Consider the following 16,988-nt stretch of genomic DNA (forward strand, 5'->3'; position numbering starts at 1 on the left):
AGGAGCACTTGTCCGCACGGATCCCCCCGGTCCTCCGACCCGAACACCCCACCCCCCGATCGGTCGCCGAACTGGCGAACGGCTTCGGGCTGCGCGTCGTCGGCTCGGTCGACGGCGTCGAGACCACGGGTGTCACCCTGAGCGCTGCCGAGGTGCAGCCCGGTGACCTGTTCGTCGGTGTGCACGGCGCGAACCGCCACGGAGCCCAGTTCGCGACCGAGGCCGCCGAGCGCGGTGCCGTCGCGGTGCTGACCGACGCGGACGGCGTCGCCCTGGTCGAGCCGTCCGGGCTCCCCGTGCTCGTGGTCGACGACCCGCGGGCCGCGCTCGGCGACGTCGCCGCGTGGGTCTACCGCACCCACCCGGACGAGGCCAGCGACCTCCCGCAGCTCTTCGCGACGACCGGCACGAACGGCAAGACGAGCACCTCCTACATCCTCGAGGGCGTCCTCAAGCAGCTCGGGCTCGTCACCGGCCTCAGCTCCACGGCCGAGCGGCACATCGGCACGCTCAGCGTGACCAGCCGGCTCACGACCCCGGAGGCGAGCGAGATGCACGCCCTCCTCGCCCGCATGCGCGAGGCCGAGGTGCGCGCGGTTGCCGTCGAGGTCAGCGCGCAGGCGCTCAGCCGGCACCGTGTCGACGGCATCGTGTTCGACGTCGCCGGGTTCACGAACCTGTCGCACGACCACCTCGACGACTACGCCGACATGGAGGAGTACTACCAGGCCAAGCTGCCGCTCTTCCAGCCCGAGCACGCCCGTCGCGGGGTCGTCTCGCTCGACACCGACTGGGGCCAGCGAGTGGTGCAGGACTCCCGCATCCCGGTGACGACCATCACGGTGCACCCGGACGTCGAGGCCGAGTGGCACGTCGACATCGTCGAGGCGCACGCCGCGTACACCGAGTTCCGCCTGACCGGGCCGGAGGGACGCGAGCTCTCGACCCGTGTGCCGCTCATCGGTTGGCACATGGCCGCGAACGCCGCGCTCGCGATCGTCATGCTCGTCGAGGGCGGGTTCGAGCTCGGTGCCATCGCGCACGCGCTCGAGTCGAACCACCGCCGCTACCCGGACGAGGACGAGCGCGAGCAGCGCGACGAGCCGACGAGCGCGATCGAGTGCTACCTCCCCGGTCGCACCGAGCGGGTCTCCGGCGAGCACGGCCCCAGCGTGTACGTCGACTTCGGCCACAGCCCCGACGCGTTCGAGAACACCCTCGCGGCGGTCCGCCAGTTCACCCCCGGCAAGGTCCTCATGCTGTTCGGTGCCGACGGCGACCGCGACACGACCAAGCGCCCGGACATGGCCCGCGTCGCCGCCGCCGGCAGCGACATCCTGATCGTCACCGACCACCACCCGCGCTTCGAGGACGCCGCGTCGATCCGGAAGACCCTGGTCGACGCCGCGCGCGAGGCGTACCCGGACCACGAGCTCTACGAGGTGAGCCCGCCCGAGGCCGCCATCCGGAAGGCCGTGAGCCTGCTCGGCGAGGGGGACTCGATCCTCTGGGCCGGCCCGGGACACCAGGACTACCGCGACATCCAGGGGGTGCGCACGCCCTACTCGGCCCGCGACGAGGCGCGACAGGCCCTCCGCGAAGCCGGTTGGGAACCGAACAGCGGCCCGCAGGAGGAGACGCGATGATCGCCATGACCCTCGCCGAGATCGCCGCCGCGGTCGGCGGCGAGCTCATCAGTGGTGCCCAGGAGACGGACGTCGCCGACCAGGCGGACCTCGTCGTCGACGGGTCCGTCGAGACCGACTCGCGACTCGTCGGTCCGGGGAGCGTCTTCTTCGCCCTCCCCGGCGAGGTCACCGACGGACGCCGCTTCGTCCCCGCCGCGACCGAGGCCGGCGCAGCGCTGATCGTCACGCCGGAGCGCGTGGACACCACCGCGCCGCAGATCGTCGTCACCGACGGGTACGCCGCCCTCGCCGCGCTCGCGCACGACGTCGTCGCCCGGGTCCGCGCATCGAGCGCGGACCGTGTCGACGCCGAGGGCCGCCCGGCCCCACTCCGGGTCGTCGGCATCACGGGCTCGAACGGCAAGACGAGCACGAAGAACATGCTCGCGACGATCCTGTCCACGCAGGGCGAGACGATCGCGCCGAAGGGCTCGTTCAACAACCACGTCGGCGCACCGATCTCGATGCTGCGGATCACCCACGACACCCGCTTCCTCGTCGTCGAGATGGGCGCGAGCGGCAAGGGCCACATCGCGAAGCTCGTCTCGATCGCCGAGCCCGACGTCGGCGTCGTCCTCAAGGTGGGCCTCGCGCACGCCGGCGAGTTCGGCGGGATCGAGGCCACCCAGAAGGCCAAGTCCGAGATGGTCACCGACCTCCCGGAGACCGCGACCGCCCTCCTCAACGTCGACGACGACCGCGTCGCCGCGATGCGCGGGCTCACCCGTGCCCGCGTCGTCGGCTTCGGCACGTCGGCGGACGCCGACTACCGCATCACCGGCATCGAGACGGACCGCAGCGGCACCCGCTTCACGCTGACCGGGCCCGCCGCCGACCAGCCTGGGCCCACGCCGCCGGTCCCGGATCGACGCGCCAGCGGCGAGCCGGCCGCGCCGGTGGGGAGAGGCGCGGATCACCTCGGCGAGACCGCCGACGTCCGCCTCGCGATCATCGGGGAACACCACGCGATGAACGCCAGCGCGGCGCTGACCGTGGCGAACCTGTGGGGCGTCCCGCTCGCCACCGGCGCCGAGGCGCTCGCGTCGATGACGCGGGCCGAGCGCTGGCGCATGGAGATCCTCCCGGGTGGCCCGGAGGGCGTGACCGTCATCAACGACGCGTACAACGCGTCCCCGGACTCGACCGCAGCGGCGCTGAGAACCCTGGCGCAGATCGTGCGTCCGGGGGAGCGCGCCGTGGCCGTGCTCGGCGAGATGAGCGAGCTCGGCGAGTTCGCGACGGAGGAGCACGACCGGCTCGGCCGGCTCGTGGTCCGGCTCGGCATCGGCCAGCTCGTGGTCGTCGGCCGCGGCGCGATGCCGATCCACCAGGCCGCCACCCTCGAGGGATCGTGGGACGGCGAGTCCGTGTTCACCGAGGACGTCGACGAGGCCGTCCGCACCCTGCAGGCCATGCTCCGCCCCGGCGACGTGGTCCTCGTCAAGTCCTCGAACTCCGCCGGACTGCGCTTCCTCGGAGACCGACTCGGAGGAGTCACCGAATGATCGCGCTCCTGGTCGCCGGCGCCGTGTCGCTGGTGTTCACGCTGCTGCTCACGCCGCTCTTCATCAAGCTGTTCCACCGGCTCGGGTGGGGACAGTTCATCCGCGACGACGGCCCGCAGTCCCACCACACCAAGCGGGGGACCGCGACGATGGGCGGCATCGTCCTCATCATCGGCGCGGTGCTCGGGTACTTCGTCGGGCACCTCGTCGGGCGTGACTCGGTGACGCTGTCCGGCCTGCTCGTGCTCTTCCTGATGGTCGGGCTCGGGTTCGTCGGCTTCGTGGACGACTTCCTCAAGGTGCGCCGGCAGCGGAGCCTGGGGCTCGGCGGGTGGGCCAAGGTCCTCGGTCAGGTGATCGTGGGCGTGATCTTCGCCACCGTCGCCCTCGTGGTGCCCTCCGGCAACGGCAAGCCGCCCGCGTCGACGATGATCTCCGCGATCCGTGACGTCCCGTGGCTCGACTTCATGGCGCTCGGCACGGTCATCGGCACGATCCTGTTCCTCGCCTGGATCGTGCTGCTCACGGTCTCCACGTCGAACGGCGTGAACGTGGCGGACGGCCTCGACGGCCTCGCGACCGGCTCGAGCATCCTCGCGATCGGGTCATACGTGATCATCGGGTTCTGGCAGTCGAACCAGCAGTGCGGCAGCCCGCGGCTCGACGAGAGCTCCGCGCACGCTTGCTACACCGTGTCGAACCCGCTCGACCTCGCGGTCGTCGCCGCAGCCGTCGTCGGTGGCCTGATCGGCTTCCTCTGGTACAACACGTCCCCGGCGCAGATCTTCCTCGGCGACACCGGGTCCCTCGGCCTCGGCGGTGCCCTCGCCGGCCTCGCGGTGCTCAGCCGCACCGAGCTCCTGCTCGTCCTCATCGGTGGCCTGTTCTTCATCGTCACCGGGTCCGTGATCCTGCAGCGGGCGTACTTCAAGATCACGCACGGCAAGCGCATCTTCCGGATGAGTCCCCTGCACCACCACTTCGAGCTGAAGGGGTGGGCGGAGGTGACGGTTGTCGTCCGGTTCTGGATCATCGCCGGTCTCTGCGTCGTCGGCGGTGTCGGACTGTTCTACCTGGAGTGGATCACCCGTGTCGGCTGACGCGTCGGTGCCCACCCCCGCTCGCCTCGCCGGTCTCGACAGCTGGTACGCCGAGGGCTGGAAGGGCCTCCGCGTCGCCGTGCTCGGCCTCGGGTCGACGGGCTTCTCGGTCGCGGACACCCTCGTCGAGCTCGGCAGCGAGGTCGCGGTGTACGCCCCGGACGGTCCCGCGGACACGGTCGAGCTGCTCGACGTGATCGGGGCCCGCTTCGAGCGCACGCCGCTCGACGCCGTCCCCGAGGCACTGGTGGCCCAGGCGCCCGACGTCGTCGTGGTCTCGCCCGGCCTGCCGCCGCACAACCCCACCGTGCAGTGGGCGACCACGAACTGCACGGTGTGGGGTGACATCGAGCTCGCGTGGCGTGTTCGCGACAAGGTCGTCCGCGGCCCGGTCGCCGCGCCGTGGGTCACCATCACGGGCACGAACGGCAAGACCACCACCACCCAGCTGACGACCGCGATGTTCGAGGCCGCCGGGCTGCGGGCGGTGTCGTGCGGCAACATCGGCGTGCCGGTGCTCGACGTCGTGCGCGACCCGGACGGGTTCGACGTGCTGGTCGTCGAGCTCTCGAGCCACCAGCTGCACTACATGGCCGACGCCGGCGACGGTGCGGTCGTGCCCCTCGCGAGTGCCTGCCTCAACATCGCGGACGACCACCTCGAGTGGCACGGGTCCGCCGAGGCGTACCGCGCGGCGAAGGCGAAGGTCTACGAGCGCACGGTGATGGCGTGCGTCTACAACACCACCGACGAGGTCACCCGCGGGATGGTCGAGCAGGCGGACGTCGTCGACGGGTGCCGGGCCGTCGGGTTCACCCCCGGGGTTCCAGCACCCGGTGACGTCGGCGTCGTCGAGGACGTCCTCTGCGACCGCGCCTTCACCGAGGACCGCCGGTCGAGCGCGCTCGAGCTCGCGACCCTCGCCGACCTCGAGGTCGCCGGTCTCGCGAGCCCGCACATGACCATGAACGTGCTCGCCGCGGCCGCCCTCGCCCGTGCGGCGACGGTGCAGCCCGCAGCGATCCAGCAGGCGGTCCGCGGGTTCCGCGCCGACCACCACCGCACCGAACTGGTCGCGAGCGCCGACGGCGTCACCTGGGTGGACGACTCGAAGGCGACGAACCCGCACGCCGCCACCGCGTCCCTGGCGTCGTTCGACACCGTCGTGTGGATCGTCGGCGGGCTGTTCAAGGGCGTGGACATCGACGGGCTCGTGGCGCGGTTCGGCCCCGGTGTCCGCGGCGTCGTCGTCATCGGCACCGACCGGCAGCCGGTCCTGGAGGCATTCGCGCGACACGCGCCGTCGGTCCCGGTCCTGCAGGTCGAGGCATCGGACACTGATCAGGTCATGCCCGAGGCGGTCCGGCATGCCGCATCGGTCGCGAGGCCGGGCGACACGGTCCTCCTCGCCCCGGCTGCGGCGTCGTTCGACCAGTTCGACTCGTACTCCGACCGGGGGCGTCGGTTCGCGGCGGCGGTCCACGAGCACCTGGGAGGAAACGGCGATGGCGGACCTTCCGGCGAACGGCACTAGCGGCGCGACGACGGGTGCCGCACGCGGCGCGACGACGGGTGCCGCACGCGGCGCGACGACGGGTGCCGCACGCGGCGCGACGACGGGTGCCGCACGCACCGGGCGTGTGACCGACACCGGCACCTCCGGGCGGCGTCGTCCGCAGGGTGCCGTGGTCGCGGTGAAGAACGTGTTCGTGGCCGAGTCCGCGACGTTCTACACGATCCTCGGCGTCACGCTCTTCCTCGTCGTCTTCGGCGTCGTGATGGTGCTGTCCTCGTCGAGCGTCGAGCAGTACGCCGCCACGCACGACTTCTTCGGCGCCGCCTCGCGCCAGGGCCTCTACGCCGTGCTCGGTGTGCCGCTCATGCTCATCGCGAGTCGCGTCCCCTCCCGCGTCTGGCGGAAGTGGGCCATGCGGATCTTCGGTGCCGCCCTCGCGCTGCAGCTGCTCGTCTACACGCCGCTCGGCATCGAGGTGCAGGGCAACCGGAACTGGATCGGCATCGGCTCGTTCACCGCGCAGCCGTCCGAGGCCGTGAAGCTCGGCCTCGCGCTGGGCGTCGGCGCGATCATGTACGTCAAGCGCGACAAGCTCGACAACTGGAAGGAGCTGTTCGTCCCGATCGGGATCGCGATCCTCCTCCCGCTCGGCCTCGTGCTCCTCGGGGGCGACCAGGGCACGGCGATGATCATGCTCATCCTCGTGCTGGGCGCGCTCTACATCGGCGGCGCCCGGGCGAAGCACCTGCTCGCCGTCGTCGGCGCGATCGCGGTCGCGCTGCCGTTCGTCACGATGTCGTCCTCGTCGCGGTCGTACCGCATCAGTGCCTGGCTCTCCGGCTGCACCGACTCGAACCAGTACCAAGACCTCTGCTGGCAGCCCGTGCACGGCATGTGGGCGCTGGCGTCCGGCGGGGTCTTCGGCGTCGGGCTCGGCAACTCGAAGGCCAAGTGGTCCTGGCTGCCCGAGGCCGACAACGACTACATCTTCGCGATCATCGGCGAGGAACTCGGACTCATCGGCGCGGTCGTCGTGCTCGCCCTCTTCGTCGTGCTGGCGATCAGCATGATCAAGGTGATCCGGCAGAGCCGCGACCCGTTCGTGAAGACCGTCACCGGCGGCATCCTCGCCTGGATCATCGGCCAGGCCCTCGTCAACATCGCGGTCGTCCTGGGGCTGCTGCCGGTCCTCGGCGTCCCGTTGCCGCTCATCTCCGCCGGTGGTTCGGCACTCATCATGACGCTCGTCGCGATCGGCGTGGTGCTCTCCTTCGCCCGTGACCTGCCGGGCAAGCGGAGCGACGACGCCGGCCTCGACCCCGGCACCACCCTGCGCGCCGGGACCACCTCGTCCCCGCGCGGCACACGCACGAACGGAGCCCAGCGGTGAGCCGCTACCTCTTCGCCGGCGGCGGCACCGCCGGTCACGTCAACCCGTTGCTCGCGGTCGCCGACCGGCTGACCGAGCGCGACCCGGACGCCGAGGTGCTCGTGCTCGGCACGGCCGAGGGCCTCGAGTCGCGCCTGGTCCCGATGCGCGGCTACGAGTTGCTGACGATCCCGCGCCTGCCGTTCCCGCGCAAGCCGAACGCCGCAGCCCTGCGCTTCCCGGGCGCGTTCGCGCGCGCGGTGCGCCGCACGGAGCAGATCATCCGTGACCGGGACGTCGACGTCGTGCTCGGCGTCGGCGGCTACGCGGCCGCGCCGGCGTACATCGCGGCCCGTCGCACCGGGACCCCGATCGTCGTGCACGAGCAGAACGCGAAGCCGGGCCTCGCGAACCGTCTCGCCGCGTTCCTCACCGAGCACGTCGGCGTCACGTTCTCGAACACCCGGCTCCGGCACGGCCGCGTCGTCGGCATGCCGCTGCGGCGCGAGGTCGAGTCCCTCGACCGCCGGGCGGCCCGGGCCGAGGGGCTCGCCGAGTTCGGTCTGGACCCGGACCGCCCGGTGCTGCTCGTGACCGGTGGCTCGTCGGGCGCGCGGAGCATCAACCGCACGGTGAACCGCAGCGCGGCGGCGATCGTCGGTGCGGGGTGGCAGGTGCTGCACGTCGTCGGCGCGAAGTCGGACATCGGGCCGAGCGACCTCGACGGGTACCACGTGCTGCCGTACTGCGACCGCATGGACCTCGCGTACGCCGCGAGCGACTTCGTGGTCTCCCGGTCCGGCGCCGGCATGGTCTGCGAGCTGACCGCCGTCGGCCTCCCGAGCGTCCTCGTGCCGTACCCGGTCGGCAACGGCGAGCAGCGCCACAACGCGAAGGACGTCGTCGACGCCGGAGGAGCGGTCCTCGTCGCCGACGAGGAATTCGACCAGGACTGGGTGACGTTCCAGCTCCTGACGCTCCTGCAGGACCGTGCCCGCATCGCGAGCATGGCGGTCCGTGCGGGCAGCGTCGGACACCGCGACGGCGCCGACCGGATGACGGACCTCGTGCTCGACGCCGCGCGGAACGCAACAACCGGCGGCGCACCGCGCGACACGACCGGCGGCGCACCGCGCGACACGACCGGCGGCGCACCGCGCGACACGACCGACGCCGCACCGCGCGACACGACCGACGCCGCACCGCGCGACACGACCGACGCCGCACCGCGCGACACGACCGACGCCGCACCGCGCGACACGACCGACGCCGCACCGCGGGCCGGCGCCACACCACGCGCCGACGCCGCACGCGACGCCGACGGCCGGGCGACCACCGGCAGCACCACGGAGGAACCATGACCATCAAGCCGGACCTGACCCAGCCGATCCCGGACGACCTCGGCGCCGTGCACTTCGTCGGCATCGGCGGCTCCGGCATGAGCGGCATCGCCCGGATGTTCCTCGCCGCCGGGCACACCGTCAGCGGCAGCGACTCCCGCGAGACCGCCACGACGCAGACCATGCGCGACCTCGGTGCGACGGTCCACATCGGGCACGACGCCGCGAACGTGGGTGCCGCGGACACCATCGTGGTCACGAGCGCGCTCTGGCCGGACAACCCCGAGCTGCTCGAGGCGCAGCGTCGCGGCCTGCCCGTGCTGCACCGCTCCCAGGCCCTCGCCGCGCTCATCGCCGGGCAGCGGCTCGTCGCCGTCGCCGGCGCGCACGGCAAGACCACCTCGACCGGCATGATCGTCACCGCCCTCGTCGAGCTCGGCCTCGACCCGAGCTTCGTCAACGGCGGTGTCATCCAGTCCCTCGGCACGAGTTCGGCCCCCGGGTCGAGCGACCTCTTCGTGGTCGAGGCCGACGAGTCCGACGGCTCGTTCCTGCTCTACGACGTCGCCGTGGCCCTCGTGACGAACGTCGACGCCGACCACCTCGACCACTACGGCAGCGAGGAGGCCTTCATCGAGGCCTTCGTCGAGTTCACCGCGAAGGCCTCCGAGCGCGTGGTCATCTCGAGCGACGACGACGGGGCGAAGCGCGTCACCGCCGGGATCCGCGAGCGTCCGGACGCCCCCGAGATCGTGACCTTCGGCGAGGCCGCCGACGCCGACGTCCGCATCGAGCGGATCACCGAGGCAGCCGGCGTCGAGGTCGACTTCCGCGCGGCCGGCGAGTCGCACCACCTGACCCTGCGCGTCCCCGGGCGGCACAACGCCGTCAACGCGGTCGGCGCGTTCGCGGTCCTCACCGGTCTCGGCGTGGCGCCGGCCGACGCGGTCCGCGGGATCGAGGCCTTCGGCGGGACGCAGCGGCGCTTCGAGCTGCACGGCGTCGAGCGCGGCGTGGCGGTGTACGACGACTACGCGCACCACCCGACCGAGGTCGCGGCGGCGCTCAGGGCCGCACGGAACGTCGTCGGCGACGGTCGCATCATCGCCATCCACCAGCCGCACCTCTACTCGCGCACGCGACTCATGGCCGGCGACTTCGCCAAGGTCTACGAGGAGCTCGCCGACCACACGGTCGTGCTCGACGTCTACGGCGCCCGGGAGGACCCCGAGCCCGGCGTGACCGGTGCCCTGGTGCAGGAGCGCTTCCACGACCAGTCCCGCGTGGACTTCCTGCCCGACTGGGACGAGGCGTCAGCCCGGGCCGCCGCGGTCGCGCACGAGGGCGACCTCATCATGACCCTGAGCTGCGGCGACGTGTACCGGATCATCCCGCAGGTGCTCGGTGCGCTCCACGACGACTCCGAGGGGACGCCGGCCCGGTGAAGCGTCCCGAGGGGTTCGACGAGCGTCCGGAGTCGGCCGCTCCGGAGACGGGCGCCCCGGCGCCACGGCAGCGTCGTGCCCCCCGCCCACCGCGTCGCGCGGTCCCGCCGACGCCGGACGACGGCCTGGAGGCACGGCTCGACCCCGCCCCGCCGGCCGCGGACGCCGAGACGGACAGCACGCCGGGGACGTCCCCGCGTGAGCGCGCCGAGGCCTTCGCCGGCACCGCCGGTCGTCGGCTCGGCGCCGGACTGTCGTCCGTCGCCGGCCGCCTCCGCGCGTACGCGCCGGACGAGGACCACGCCACGGCGCACGACGAGTCGCGCCCCGTCGCGGACACCGCGCCCCGCCACGACGGGGCGCGACGTCCGCACGGGGGCGCGAACGAGCACCACGAGCTCGCCGAGCACGACGAACGCGCCGAGCACGACGACCGCGACGCCGGCTCCGCGACCGACGCCCGGGTCACCGACGTCCTCGAGACGCCGATCGGCGCGCGCGTGCGTGCCGCTGAGACCGCCCGCGAGGCCCGCATCGCGAAGCGCCGCCGACGCCTGCTCGAGCGCGCCGAGGTCCGGCGATTCACCCGACGGAGTCGGCACCGTCGTGCGGCCTGGATCACGGCGGCCGGCATCGTCGTCGTCCTCGGCGCGTCGATCCTCGTCGCGGTGTACTCCCCGCTCATGGCGTTGCAGACCATCGAGGTCAAGGGCACGAACCGCGTCGACGACGCCGCGCTCCGGCGGGCGCTCTCCGGGCAGATCGGCACGCCGCTCGCCCGCCTCGACTTCGACGAGGTGAAGCGCGACATCGCGGAGTTCCCCCTGGTGGAGAGCTACGTGACGGAGGAGGCACCCCCGCACACGCTCGTGGTGACCGTGACCGAGCGCACCCCGGTGGTCGCCGTGCGGTCCGGGCGCTCCTTCGACCTCGTCGACCCCGCCGGGATCGTCGTGCAGTCGGCGAAGGCCCGCCCGGCGACGATGCCGCTCGCGGACATCGGCAGCGCGAAGCTCGGCTCGCGGGTGTTCCGCACCATGACCGAGGTGGTCCTCGCGCTCCCGTCGACCGTCCGCTCGCAGACGAAGGCCGTCGCGGCCTCGACCGCGGACGACGTCACCCTGACCCTGCAGGACGGCTCGAAGGTGGTCTGGGGGAGCCCCGACTCGTCCGACGCCAAGGCGCGCCTGCTGGCCGCCCTCGTCAAGGACCACGAGGCCAGGAACCCCGGGACCGTCGTGGAGTACGACGTCAGCGCGCCGGACAACGGCGTGATCCGCGCTGCGGGCTAGCCGGTCCCGCCGACGTCGTCGGACGGCCGGGACCGCGTGTGTCCGGGCGGAATCGCGCGACACGCGGCGTGGCGGCTGGGCAGCGTGCGGAGGGCACCCGTAGCGTCGACGCAAGCACCACACCTAGCAGCAAAAACCCTGACTTTCAAGTAGAGGTTGAGGGTTCAACCGGAGGCCGGACTGACGTGACCACGAACCACAACTACCTCGCCGTCATCAAGGTCGTCGGAGTCGGCGGCGGCGGCGTCAACGCCGTCAACCGCATGATAGAACTCGGCCTCCGCGGCGTGGAGTTCATCGCGATCAACACCGACGCACAGGCCCTGCTGCTCAGCGACGCCGACGTCAAGCTCGACGTCGGTCGCGAGATCACCCGCGGCCTCGGTGCCGGCGCGGACCCCGAGGTCGGCCGGCGTGCCGCCGAGGACCACGCCGAGGAGATCGAGGAGGCCCTCGCCGGCGCCGACATGGTCTTCGTCACCGCCGGTGAGGGCGGCGGGACCGGCACGGGTGGTGCTCCCGTGGTCGCCCGCATCGCGAAGTCGATCGGTGCGCTGACCATCGGTGTCGTCACCAAGCCGTTCAGCTTCGAGGGCAAGCGCCGGCAGTCCCAGGCCGAGAACGGCGTCGCGTCGCTCAAGGACGAGGTCGACACGCTCATCGTCGTGCCGAACGACCGCCTGCTCGAGATCTCCGACCGCGGCATCTCCATGGTCGAGGCGTTCGCCACCGCCGACCAGGTGCTCCTCGCCGGTGTCCAGGGCATCACCGACCTCATCACGACCCCGGGTCTCATCAACCTCGACTTCGCCGACGTCAAGTCGGTGATGCAGGGTGCGGGTTCGGCGCTCATGGGCATCGGCTCGTCCCGCGGGGCGGACCGGGCGATCAAGGCGGCCGAGCTCGCCGTCGCCAGCCCGCTGCTCGAGGCCTCGATCGACGGCGCGCACGGCGTGCTGCTCTCGATCCAGGGCGGTTCGAACCTCGGCATCTTCGAGATCAACGACGCCGCCCGCCTGGTGCAGGAGGCCGTCCACCCCGAGGCGAACATCATCTTCGGTGCGGTCATCGACGACACCCTCGGCGACGAGGTCCGCGTGACCGTCATCGCCGCGGGCTTCGACGGCGGCGAGCCGACCGGGCAGCAGAAGGAGCGTCGCTCGAGCTGGGTCGACCCCGAGGCCGGGGCGACGTCGCCGGTGGCGGCCGGCGCGACCGGTGCGGTCGACGACGCCGCACCCTCGACCCCCTCGTGGGCGTCGCAGGAGCACCAGGCGCCGGCGCAGCGCGCCGCCGACCCGGCGTTCGACGACGACGACGACGAGCTCGACGTCCCCGACTTCCTGAAGTAAGCCGACCATGGCAGGTGAGTCGCGCCGCCCCACCGGCACGGCCGCCACGCCGCTGGCGCGTCGTGTCGGAACCGGCGTCGTGGGCCCTCCGTCTGCCCCGTCCCACGACGACGGACTGGAGGCGCGGCTCGCGTCCGTCAGGGCGGGCATCACGGACGCGGCGCGGGTGGCGGGGCGCAGCCCCGACGAGCTGACGCTCGTCGTCGTCACCAAGTACCACCCGGCGTCACTCGTGCGCGAACTCGCTGCGCTCGGTGTCACCGACGTGGGGGAGAACCGCCACCAGGAGGCCCAGGCGAAGGCCGCGGAGCTCGCCGACCTGCCGCTCACCTGGCACTTCGTCGGGCAGCTCCAGTCGAAGAAGGCCCGGCAGGCACGGCGGTACGCACACGTCGTGCAGTCACTCGACCGGGACTCGGTGGTGGACGCGTTCGCGCCGACCGCCGCCGAGCCGGAGCCACCGGTCATCGACGGCTTCGTGCAGGTCAACCTCACGGATGACCCGGACCGCGGTGGCGTGCGGCCCGACGCCGTCGAGGCGATGGTCGAGCGGGTGTTGGGCACCGGGACGATCCGGTTGCGGGGCGTCATGGCGGTCGCACCGCTCGACGAGGAACCCCGAGCGGCGTTCGCCCGGCTCCGTGGGATCTCGGAGCGGGTGGTCTCCCTCGCGCCCGCCGCGACGGACATCAGCGCCGGCATGAGCGGCGACTACGCGGAGGCGATCGCCGAGGGCGCGACACACCTCCGGATCGGGACCGCAATCACCGGGAAACGGCCGGACGCACCGTAGCCTCGACAGCAGGGCAACCACGAGCACGAACCCGGGAGGAACCATGGCTGGTCCGCTGAAGAAGACGATGGTCTACCTCGGCCTCGCCGACGAGGAACTCGAGTACGAGGACGAGCCGCAGGCCGCCCCGGCGCGCGCGCAGGCAGCACCCGCCGCCGCTGCTCCGGCTGCCCCGGAGAACCCGGTGGCGGCTGCACCCGCACCGACCCCGGCCCCCGAGCCCAAGGCGCACACCTCGCAGCGCGGTGCCCAGGTCACCCCGCTCCGCCGCTCGCACACGACCGCACAGAAGGCGACCCCGGTCCAGGAAATGAACGAGATCCTCACCGTCCACCCCCGCGAGTACAAGGACGCGCAGTCCATCGCCGAGAGCTTCCGTGACGGCATCCCCGTGATCATCAACCTCACGCAGATGACCGAGGCGGACGCGCGTCGCATGATCGACTTCGCCTCGGGGCTGTCGCTCGGCCTCTACGGCAAGATCGAGCGCGTCACGAACAAGGTGTTCCTCCTCTCCCCGGCCCACGTCGCAGTGAGCGGTGAGGCGCCTGAGGTAGAGTCCGACATCGAGGCGAACTTCTTCGCCCAGTCCTGAGCCGGACCCAGCGCGCGCTCACCGCCCGCGCTGACCGGCCGGCCCACCCGCCCGTGGCCGTCCGTCCCTGACCGACCGGTCCGGGGAGCAGCCACCCGAGACGAGCGAGCCCCACCGTGACCGCGATCCTCACGATCCTGTCCTACGCACTCCTGCTGTACATCATCGTGCTCTGGGGCCGGTTCGCCCTGGACCTCGTGCAGACCTTCAACCGGCAGTGGCGCCCCCGTGGCGGACTGCTCGTGGTGGCCGACGTGGTCTACACGGTCACGGACCCGCCCATCCGGTTCGTGCGCCGACTCCTCCCGCCCATGCGGATGGGACCGGTCGCCCTGGACTTCGGCTGGACGATCGTGCTGCTCGTGGCGATCATCGTCCGGTTCATCGTCAACCTGCTCATCGCGGCCTCGGCCACGGCCTGATCCAGCCGCGACACGCGCCACGCCAGGCGCGGTGACGACTCCCCGACCCCGTCGGTGTACGGTGGTCGGGATCGATGCCCGCTCCGGCGCGGCATCCGCACCACGCGGTGCGACTGGTAGGTTCGGTCGCACCGGGAGTGGTTCCACACGTTCAGCAGTTCTATTGAGGTGACGGCAATGGCTTTGACGCCGGAAGACGTAGTCAACAAGCGGTTCCAGCCGACGAAGTTCCGTGAGGGCTACGACCAGGACGAGGTCGACGACTTCCTCGACGAGGTCGTGGTCGAGCTCCGTCGCCTGACCGCGGAGAACGACGAGCTGCGCCAGCGCCTGCAGGCCGCCGAGTCGGCGCCGAAGCCGGCCGCGACCGAGCAGGTCGCCGAGCAGCCCGAGTCGACCCCCGAGCCCGAGCCGGCCCCCGTCGCCGCCGCTCCGGAGCCCACGCCGGTCGCCGCCGCCGCTGCACCCGCTGCGGCCACGGTCTCCCCGGACGAGGACACCGAGGGCACGACGAACCTCCTCACGCTCGCCCGTCGTCTCCACGAGGAGCACGTCCGCGAGGGCATCGAGAAGCGCGACGCGCTCATCGCCGAGGGCACCGCGCAGGCCGCTCGCCTGGTCTCCGACGCCGAGGCCAAGCAGCGCCAGATCATCGCCGACACCGAGAACACGAACCGCCAGCGTGTCGCGGTGCTCGAGCAGGAGCAGCGCCAGCTCGAGGGCAAGATCGACGAGCTCCGCACGTTCGAGCGCGACTACCGTGCGCAGCTCAAGAGCTACATCCAGGGGCAGCTCAACGAGCTCGAGACCTCTGGCGGCACCGAGCAGTCCGGCTTCGCGCCGGCCTCTGCCTCGGGCGTCGGCAACTGACGTTGTCACGACCCGCACCACGAGCGAAGGTCAGTGTCCGCGCGATCGCGGCACTGGCCTTCGCCGCTGTCGTCGTGGTGGCGTTCGACCAGACGGTGAAGGCGCTCGTCGTCGCGCACCTGCCGTACGGCCAGGTGGTCCCGGTGCTCGGGGGCGCGCTGCAGTTCCTCTACGTCCGGAACCCCGGGGCCGCGTTCTCCTTCGCGGTGAACATGACCTGGGTGTTCTCGATCGTCTCCGCGGCCGTCGTCGTCGCCATCGTCGTGTTCGCGCGGCGGATCCGGTCCATGTGGTGGGCGATCGTCCTCGGCATGCTGCTCGGCGGTGCGCTCGGCAACCTGCTCGACCGGCTCTTCCGTGAGCCCGGGTTCGGTCGAGGCCACGTCGTGGACTTCATCTCGACGCCGTGGATGATGCCCGCGATCTACAACATCGCCGACTCGTTCATCTGCGTCAGCATGGTGATCTTCGTCCTGCTCGTGATCCTCGGCGTGAACCTCGACGGCACCCGTGCCGTGAGCGAGAAGCAGCGACGCGAGCGGGACGCAGCAGACGCGAGCGCCGAGGCGGAGGCGAGCAGTGCCTCCCGGCCGCTCGTCGACGACCCGCGCGCGCCGCGTGACGGACGCGACGCGCACGGCCGTGACCAGCTCGGCCACGACGCCACGTGAGGCACGACCGTTGAGTGAGACCCGATCCCTCCCCGTCCCGGACGGCCTCGCGGGCGAGCGCGTCGACGCCGCCATCGCGAAGCTGCTCGGGTTCAGCCGGTCGTTCGCGGCCGACGTCGTCGCGGCCGGAGGCGTGACCGTCGACGGCGTCACGGCGGACAAGTCCGACCGGCTGCACGCGGACTCCTGGCTCCAGGTCGAGTGGACGCCGAAGGAAGCTCCGCGCATCGTCCCCGTCGAGGTGCCCGGCATGACGATCGTGCACGACGACGAGGACATCGTCGTCGTGGACAAGCCGATCGGCGTCGCGGCACACCCCTCGCCCGGGTGGGACGGCCCGACGGTGCCGGGAGGCCTCGCAGCCGCCGGCTTCACGATCGCGACCTCCGGCGCGGCCGAGCGCGCGGGCATCGTGCACCGGCTCGACGTCGGGACCTCCGGGCTGATGGTCGTCGCCAAGACCGAGCTCGCGTACACCCACCTGAAGCGCGCGTTCAAGGAGCGGACGGTCGACAAGGTCTACCACGCGCTCGCCCAGGGCCACCCGGACCCGACCTCCGGCACCATCGACGCCCCGATCGGCCGGCACCCGTCGAGCGACTGGAAGTTCGCGGTCACTGCGGACGGCAAGCCGAGCGTGACGCACTACGAGACGCTCGAGGCCTTCCGGTCGGCGACGCTGCTCGAGGTGCACCTCGAGACGGGGCGGACGCACCAGATCCGCGTGCACATGGCGGCGACCCGGCACCCGCTCGTCGGGGACACGATGTACGGGGCCGATCCGGTGCTCGCGAACGAGCTCGGGCTGACCCGGCAGTGGCTCGATGCGGTGCGGCTCGGCTTCGAGCACCCGCGCACGGGGGAGTGGGTGGAGTTCCAGGCGTCGTACCCGGAGGACCTGCAGGAGGCGCTCGACCGCATCCGCGCCGCGTAGGCGGGGTGCGGCGCCGGTGCTCGGCGCGGCGGCTCGCCCGGGCGCGGGCGCCGTGGTCGCGGAAACCGTCGCTCGCGGGGGCGGCGGGCGACGGTT

14 protein-coding genes and 1 pseudogene are annotated in these 16,988 nt (G+C 72.1%); all 15 read left to right on the forward strand.

What is annotated here, in order from left to right; all coding sequences use genetic code 11:
* Positions 1 to 8: 8 nt before the first annotated feature.
* The 15 genes and pseudogenes from MON03_RS06340 (at position 9) to MON03_RS06410 (ending at position 16,892) form a co-directional block, all read left to right on the forward strand.
* Positions 9 to 1,646, forward strand: a complete 1,638-nt coding sequence (locus tag MON03_RS06340) for a Mur ligase family protein (RefSeq protein WP_242091128.1) — start codon at positions 9 to 11, stop codon at positions 1,644 to 1,646.
* On the forward strand, positions 1,643 to 3,193 hold the full coding sequence (locus MON03_RS06345) for a UDP-N-acetylmuramoyl-tripeptide--D-alanyl-D-alanine ligase (RefSeq protein WP_242091130.1): 1,551 nt from the start codon (positions 1,643 to 1,645) through the stop codon (positions 3,191 to 3,193). The genes MON03_RS06340 and MON03_RS06345 overlap by 4 nt, the downstream gene beginning before the upstream one ends.
* Complete coding sequence (gene mraY, locus MON03_RS06350) at positions 3,190 to 4,293, forward strand: phospho-N-acetylmuramoyl-pentapeptide-transferase (protein ID WP_175329654.1); 1,104 nt, start codon at positions 3,190 to 3,192, stop codon at positions 4,291 to 4,293. The genes MON03_RS06345 and mraY overlap by 4 nt, the downstream gene beginning before the upstream one ends.
* Positions 4,283 to 5,827: a UDP-N-acetylmuramoyl-L-alanine--D-glutamate ligase gene (gene murD / locus MON03_RS06355; RefSeq protein WP_242091132.1), complete on the forward strand. Its 1,545-nt coding sequence runs from the start codon at positions 4,283 to 4,285 to the stop codon at positions 5,825 to 5,827. Before mraY ends, murD begins: the two co-directional genes overlap by 11 nt.
* Positions 5,799 to 7,199 carry a putative lipid II flippase FtsW gene (ftsW, locus tag MON03_RS06360; protein ID WP_242091135.1) on the forward strand — a complete coding sequence of 467 codons (1,401 nt, stop codon included), beginning with the start codon at positions 5,799 to 5,801 and terminating at the stop codon, positions 7,197 to 7,199. The genes murD and ftsW overlap by 29 nt, the downstream gene beginning before the upstream one ends.
* A pseudogene (gene murG, locus MON03_RS06365) lies at positions 7,196 to 8,257 on the forward strand (undecaprenyldiphospho-muramoylpentapeptide beta-N-acetylglucosaminyltransferase); the annotation flags it as partial. The gene ftsW and the pseudogene murG, both read left to right, overlap by 4 nt.
* Positions 8,258 to 8,535: 278 nt before the next feature.
* Entirely contained in the window at positions 8,536 to 9,963 is a 1,428-nt protein-coding gene (murC, locus tag MON03_RS06370; RefSeq protein ID WP_175329656.1) for a UDP-N-acetylmuramate--L-alanine ligase, read from the forward strand.
* Positions 9,960 to 11,255 (forward strand): cell division protein FtsQ/DivIB, encoded by a 1,296-nt coding sequence (locus tag MON03_RS06375; protein WP_242091137.1) that lies wholly within the window; start codon positions 9,960 to 9,962, stop codon positions 11,253 to 11,255. Before murC ends, MON03_RS06375 begins: the two co-directional genes overlap by 4 nt.
* Positions 11,256 to 11,440: 185 nt before the next feature.
* Positions 11,441 to 12,607 carry a cell division protein FtsZ gene (ftsZ, locus tag MON03_RS06380; protein WP_175329658.1) on the forward strand — a complete coding sequence of 389 codons (1,167 nt, stop codon included), beginning with the start codon at positions 11,441 to 11,443 and terminating at the stop codon, positions 12,605 to 12,607.
* A gap of 79 nt (positions 12,608 to 12,686) precedes the next feature.
* On the forward strand, positions 12,687 to 13,400 hold the full coding sequence (locus tag MON03_RS06385) for a YggS family pyridoxal phosphate-dependent enzyme (protein ID WP_031273793.1): 714 nt from the start codon (positions 12,687 to 12,689) through the stop codon (positions 13,398 to 13,400).
* A 43-nt stretch (positions 13,401 to 13,443) separates the two neighbouring features.
* Entirely contained in the window at positions 13,444 to 13,995 is a 552-nt protein-coding gene (locus MON03_RS06390) for a cell division protein SepF (protein ID WP_242091139.1), read from the forward strand.
* A gap of 116 nt (positions 13,996 to 14,111) precedes the next feature.
* Entirely contained in the window at positions 14,112 to 14,417 is a 306-nt protein-coding gene (locus tag MON03_RS06395) for a YggT family protein (RefSeq protein ID WP_022904261.1), read from the forward strand.
* A gap of 177 nt (positions 14,418 to 14,594) precedes the next feature.
* Positions 14,595 to 15,287: a DivIVA domain-containing protein gene (locus MON03_RS06400; protein WP_022904262.1), complete on the forward strand. Its 693-nt coding sequence runs from the start codon at positions 14,595 to 14,597 to the stop codon at positions 15,285 to 15,287.
* Between the two features lie 2 nt (positions 15,288 to 15,289).
* Complete coding sequence (lspA, locus tag MON03_RS06405) at positions 15,290 to 15,958, forward strand: signal peptidase II (protein WP_242091141.1); 669 nt, start codon at positions 15,290 to 15,292, stop codon at positions 15,956 to 15,958.
* Between the two features lie 10 nt (positions 15,959 to 15,968).
* Complete coding sequence (locus MON03_RS06410; RefSeq protein WP_242091143.1) at positions 15,969 to 16,892, forward strand: RluA family pseudouridine synthase; 924 nt, start codon at positions 15,969 to 15,971, stop codon at positions 16,890 to 16,892.
* Positions 16,893 to 16,988 lie beyond the last annotated feature (96 nt).

Origin of the sequence: Curtobacterium sp. DN_7.5, assembly GCF_022655355.1 — a bacterium.
GTDB classification, from domain to species: domain Bacteria; phylum Actinomycetota; class Actinomycetes; order Actinomycetales; family Microbacteriaceae; genus Curtobacterium; species Curtobacterium luteum.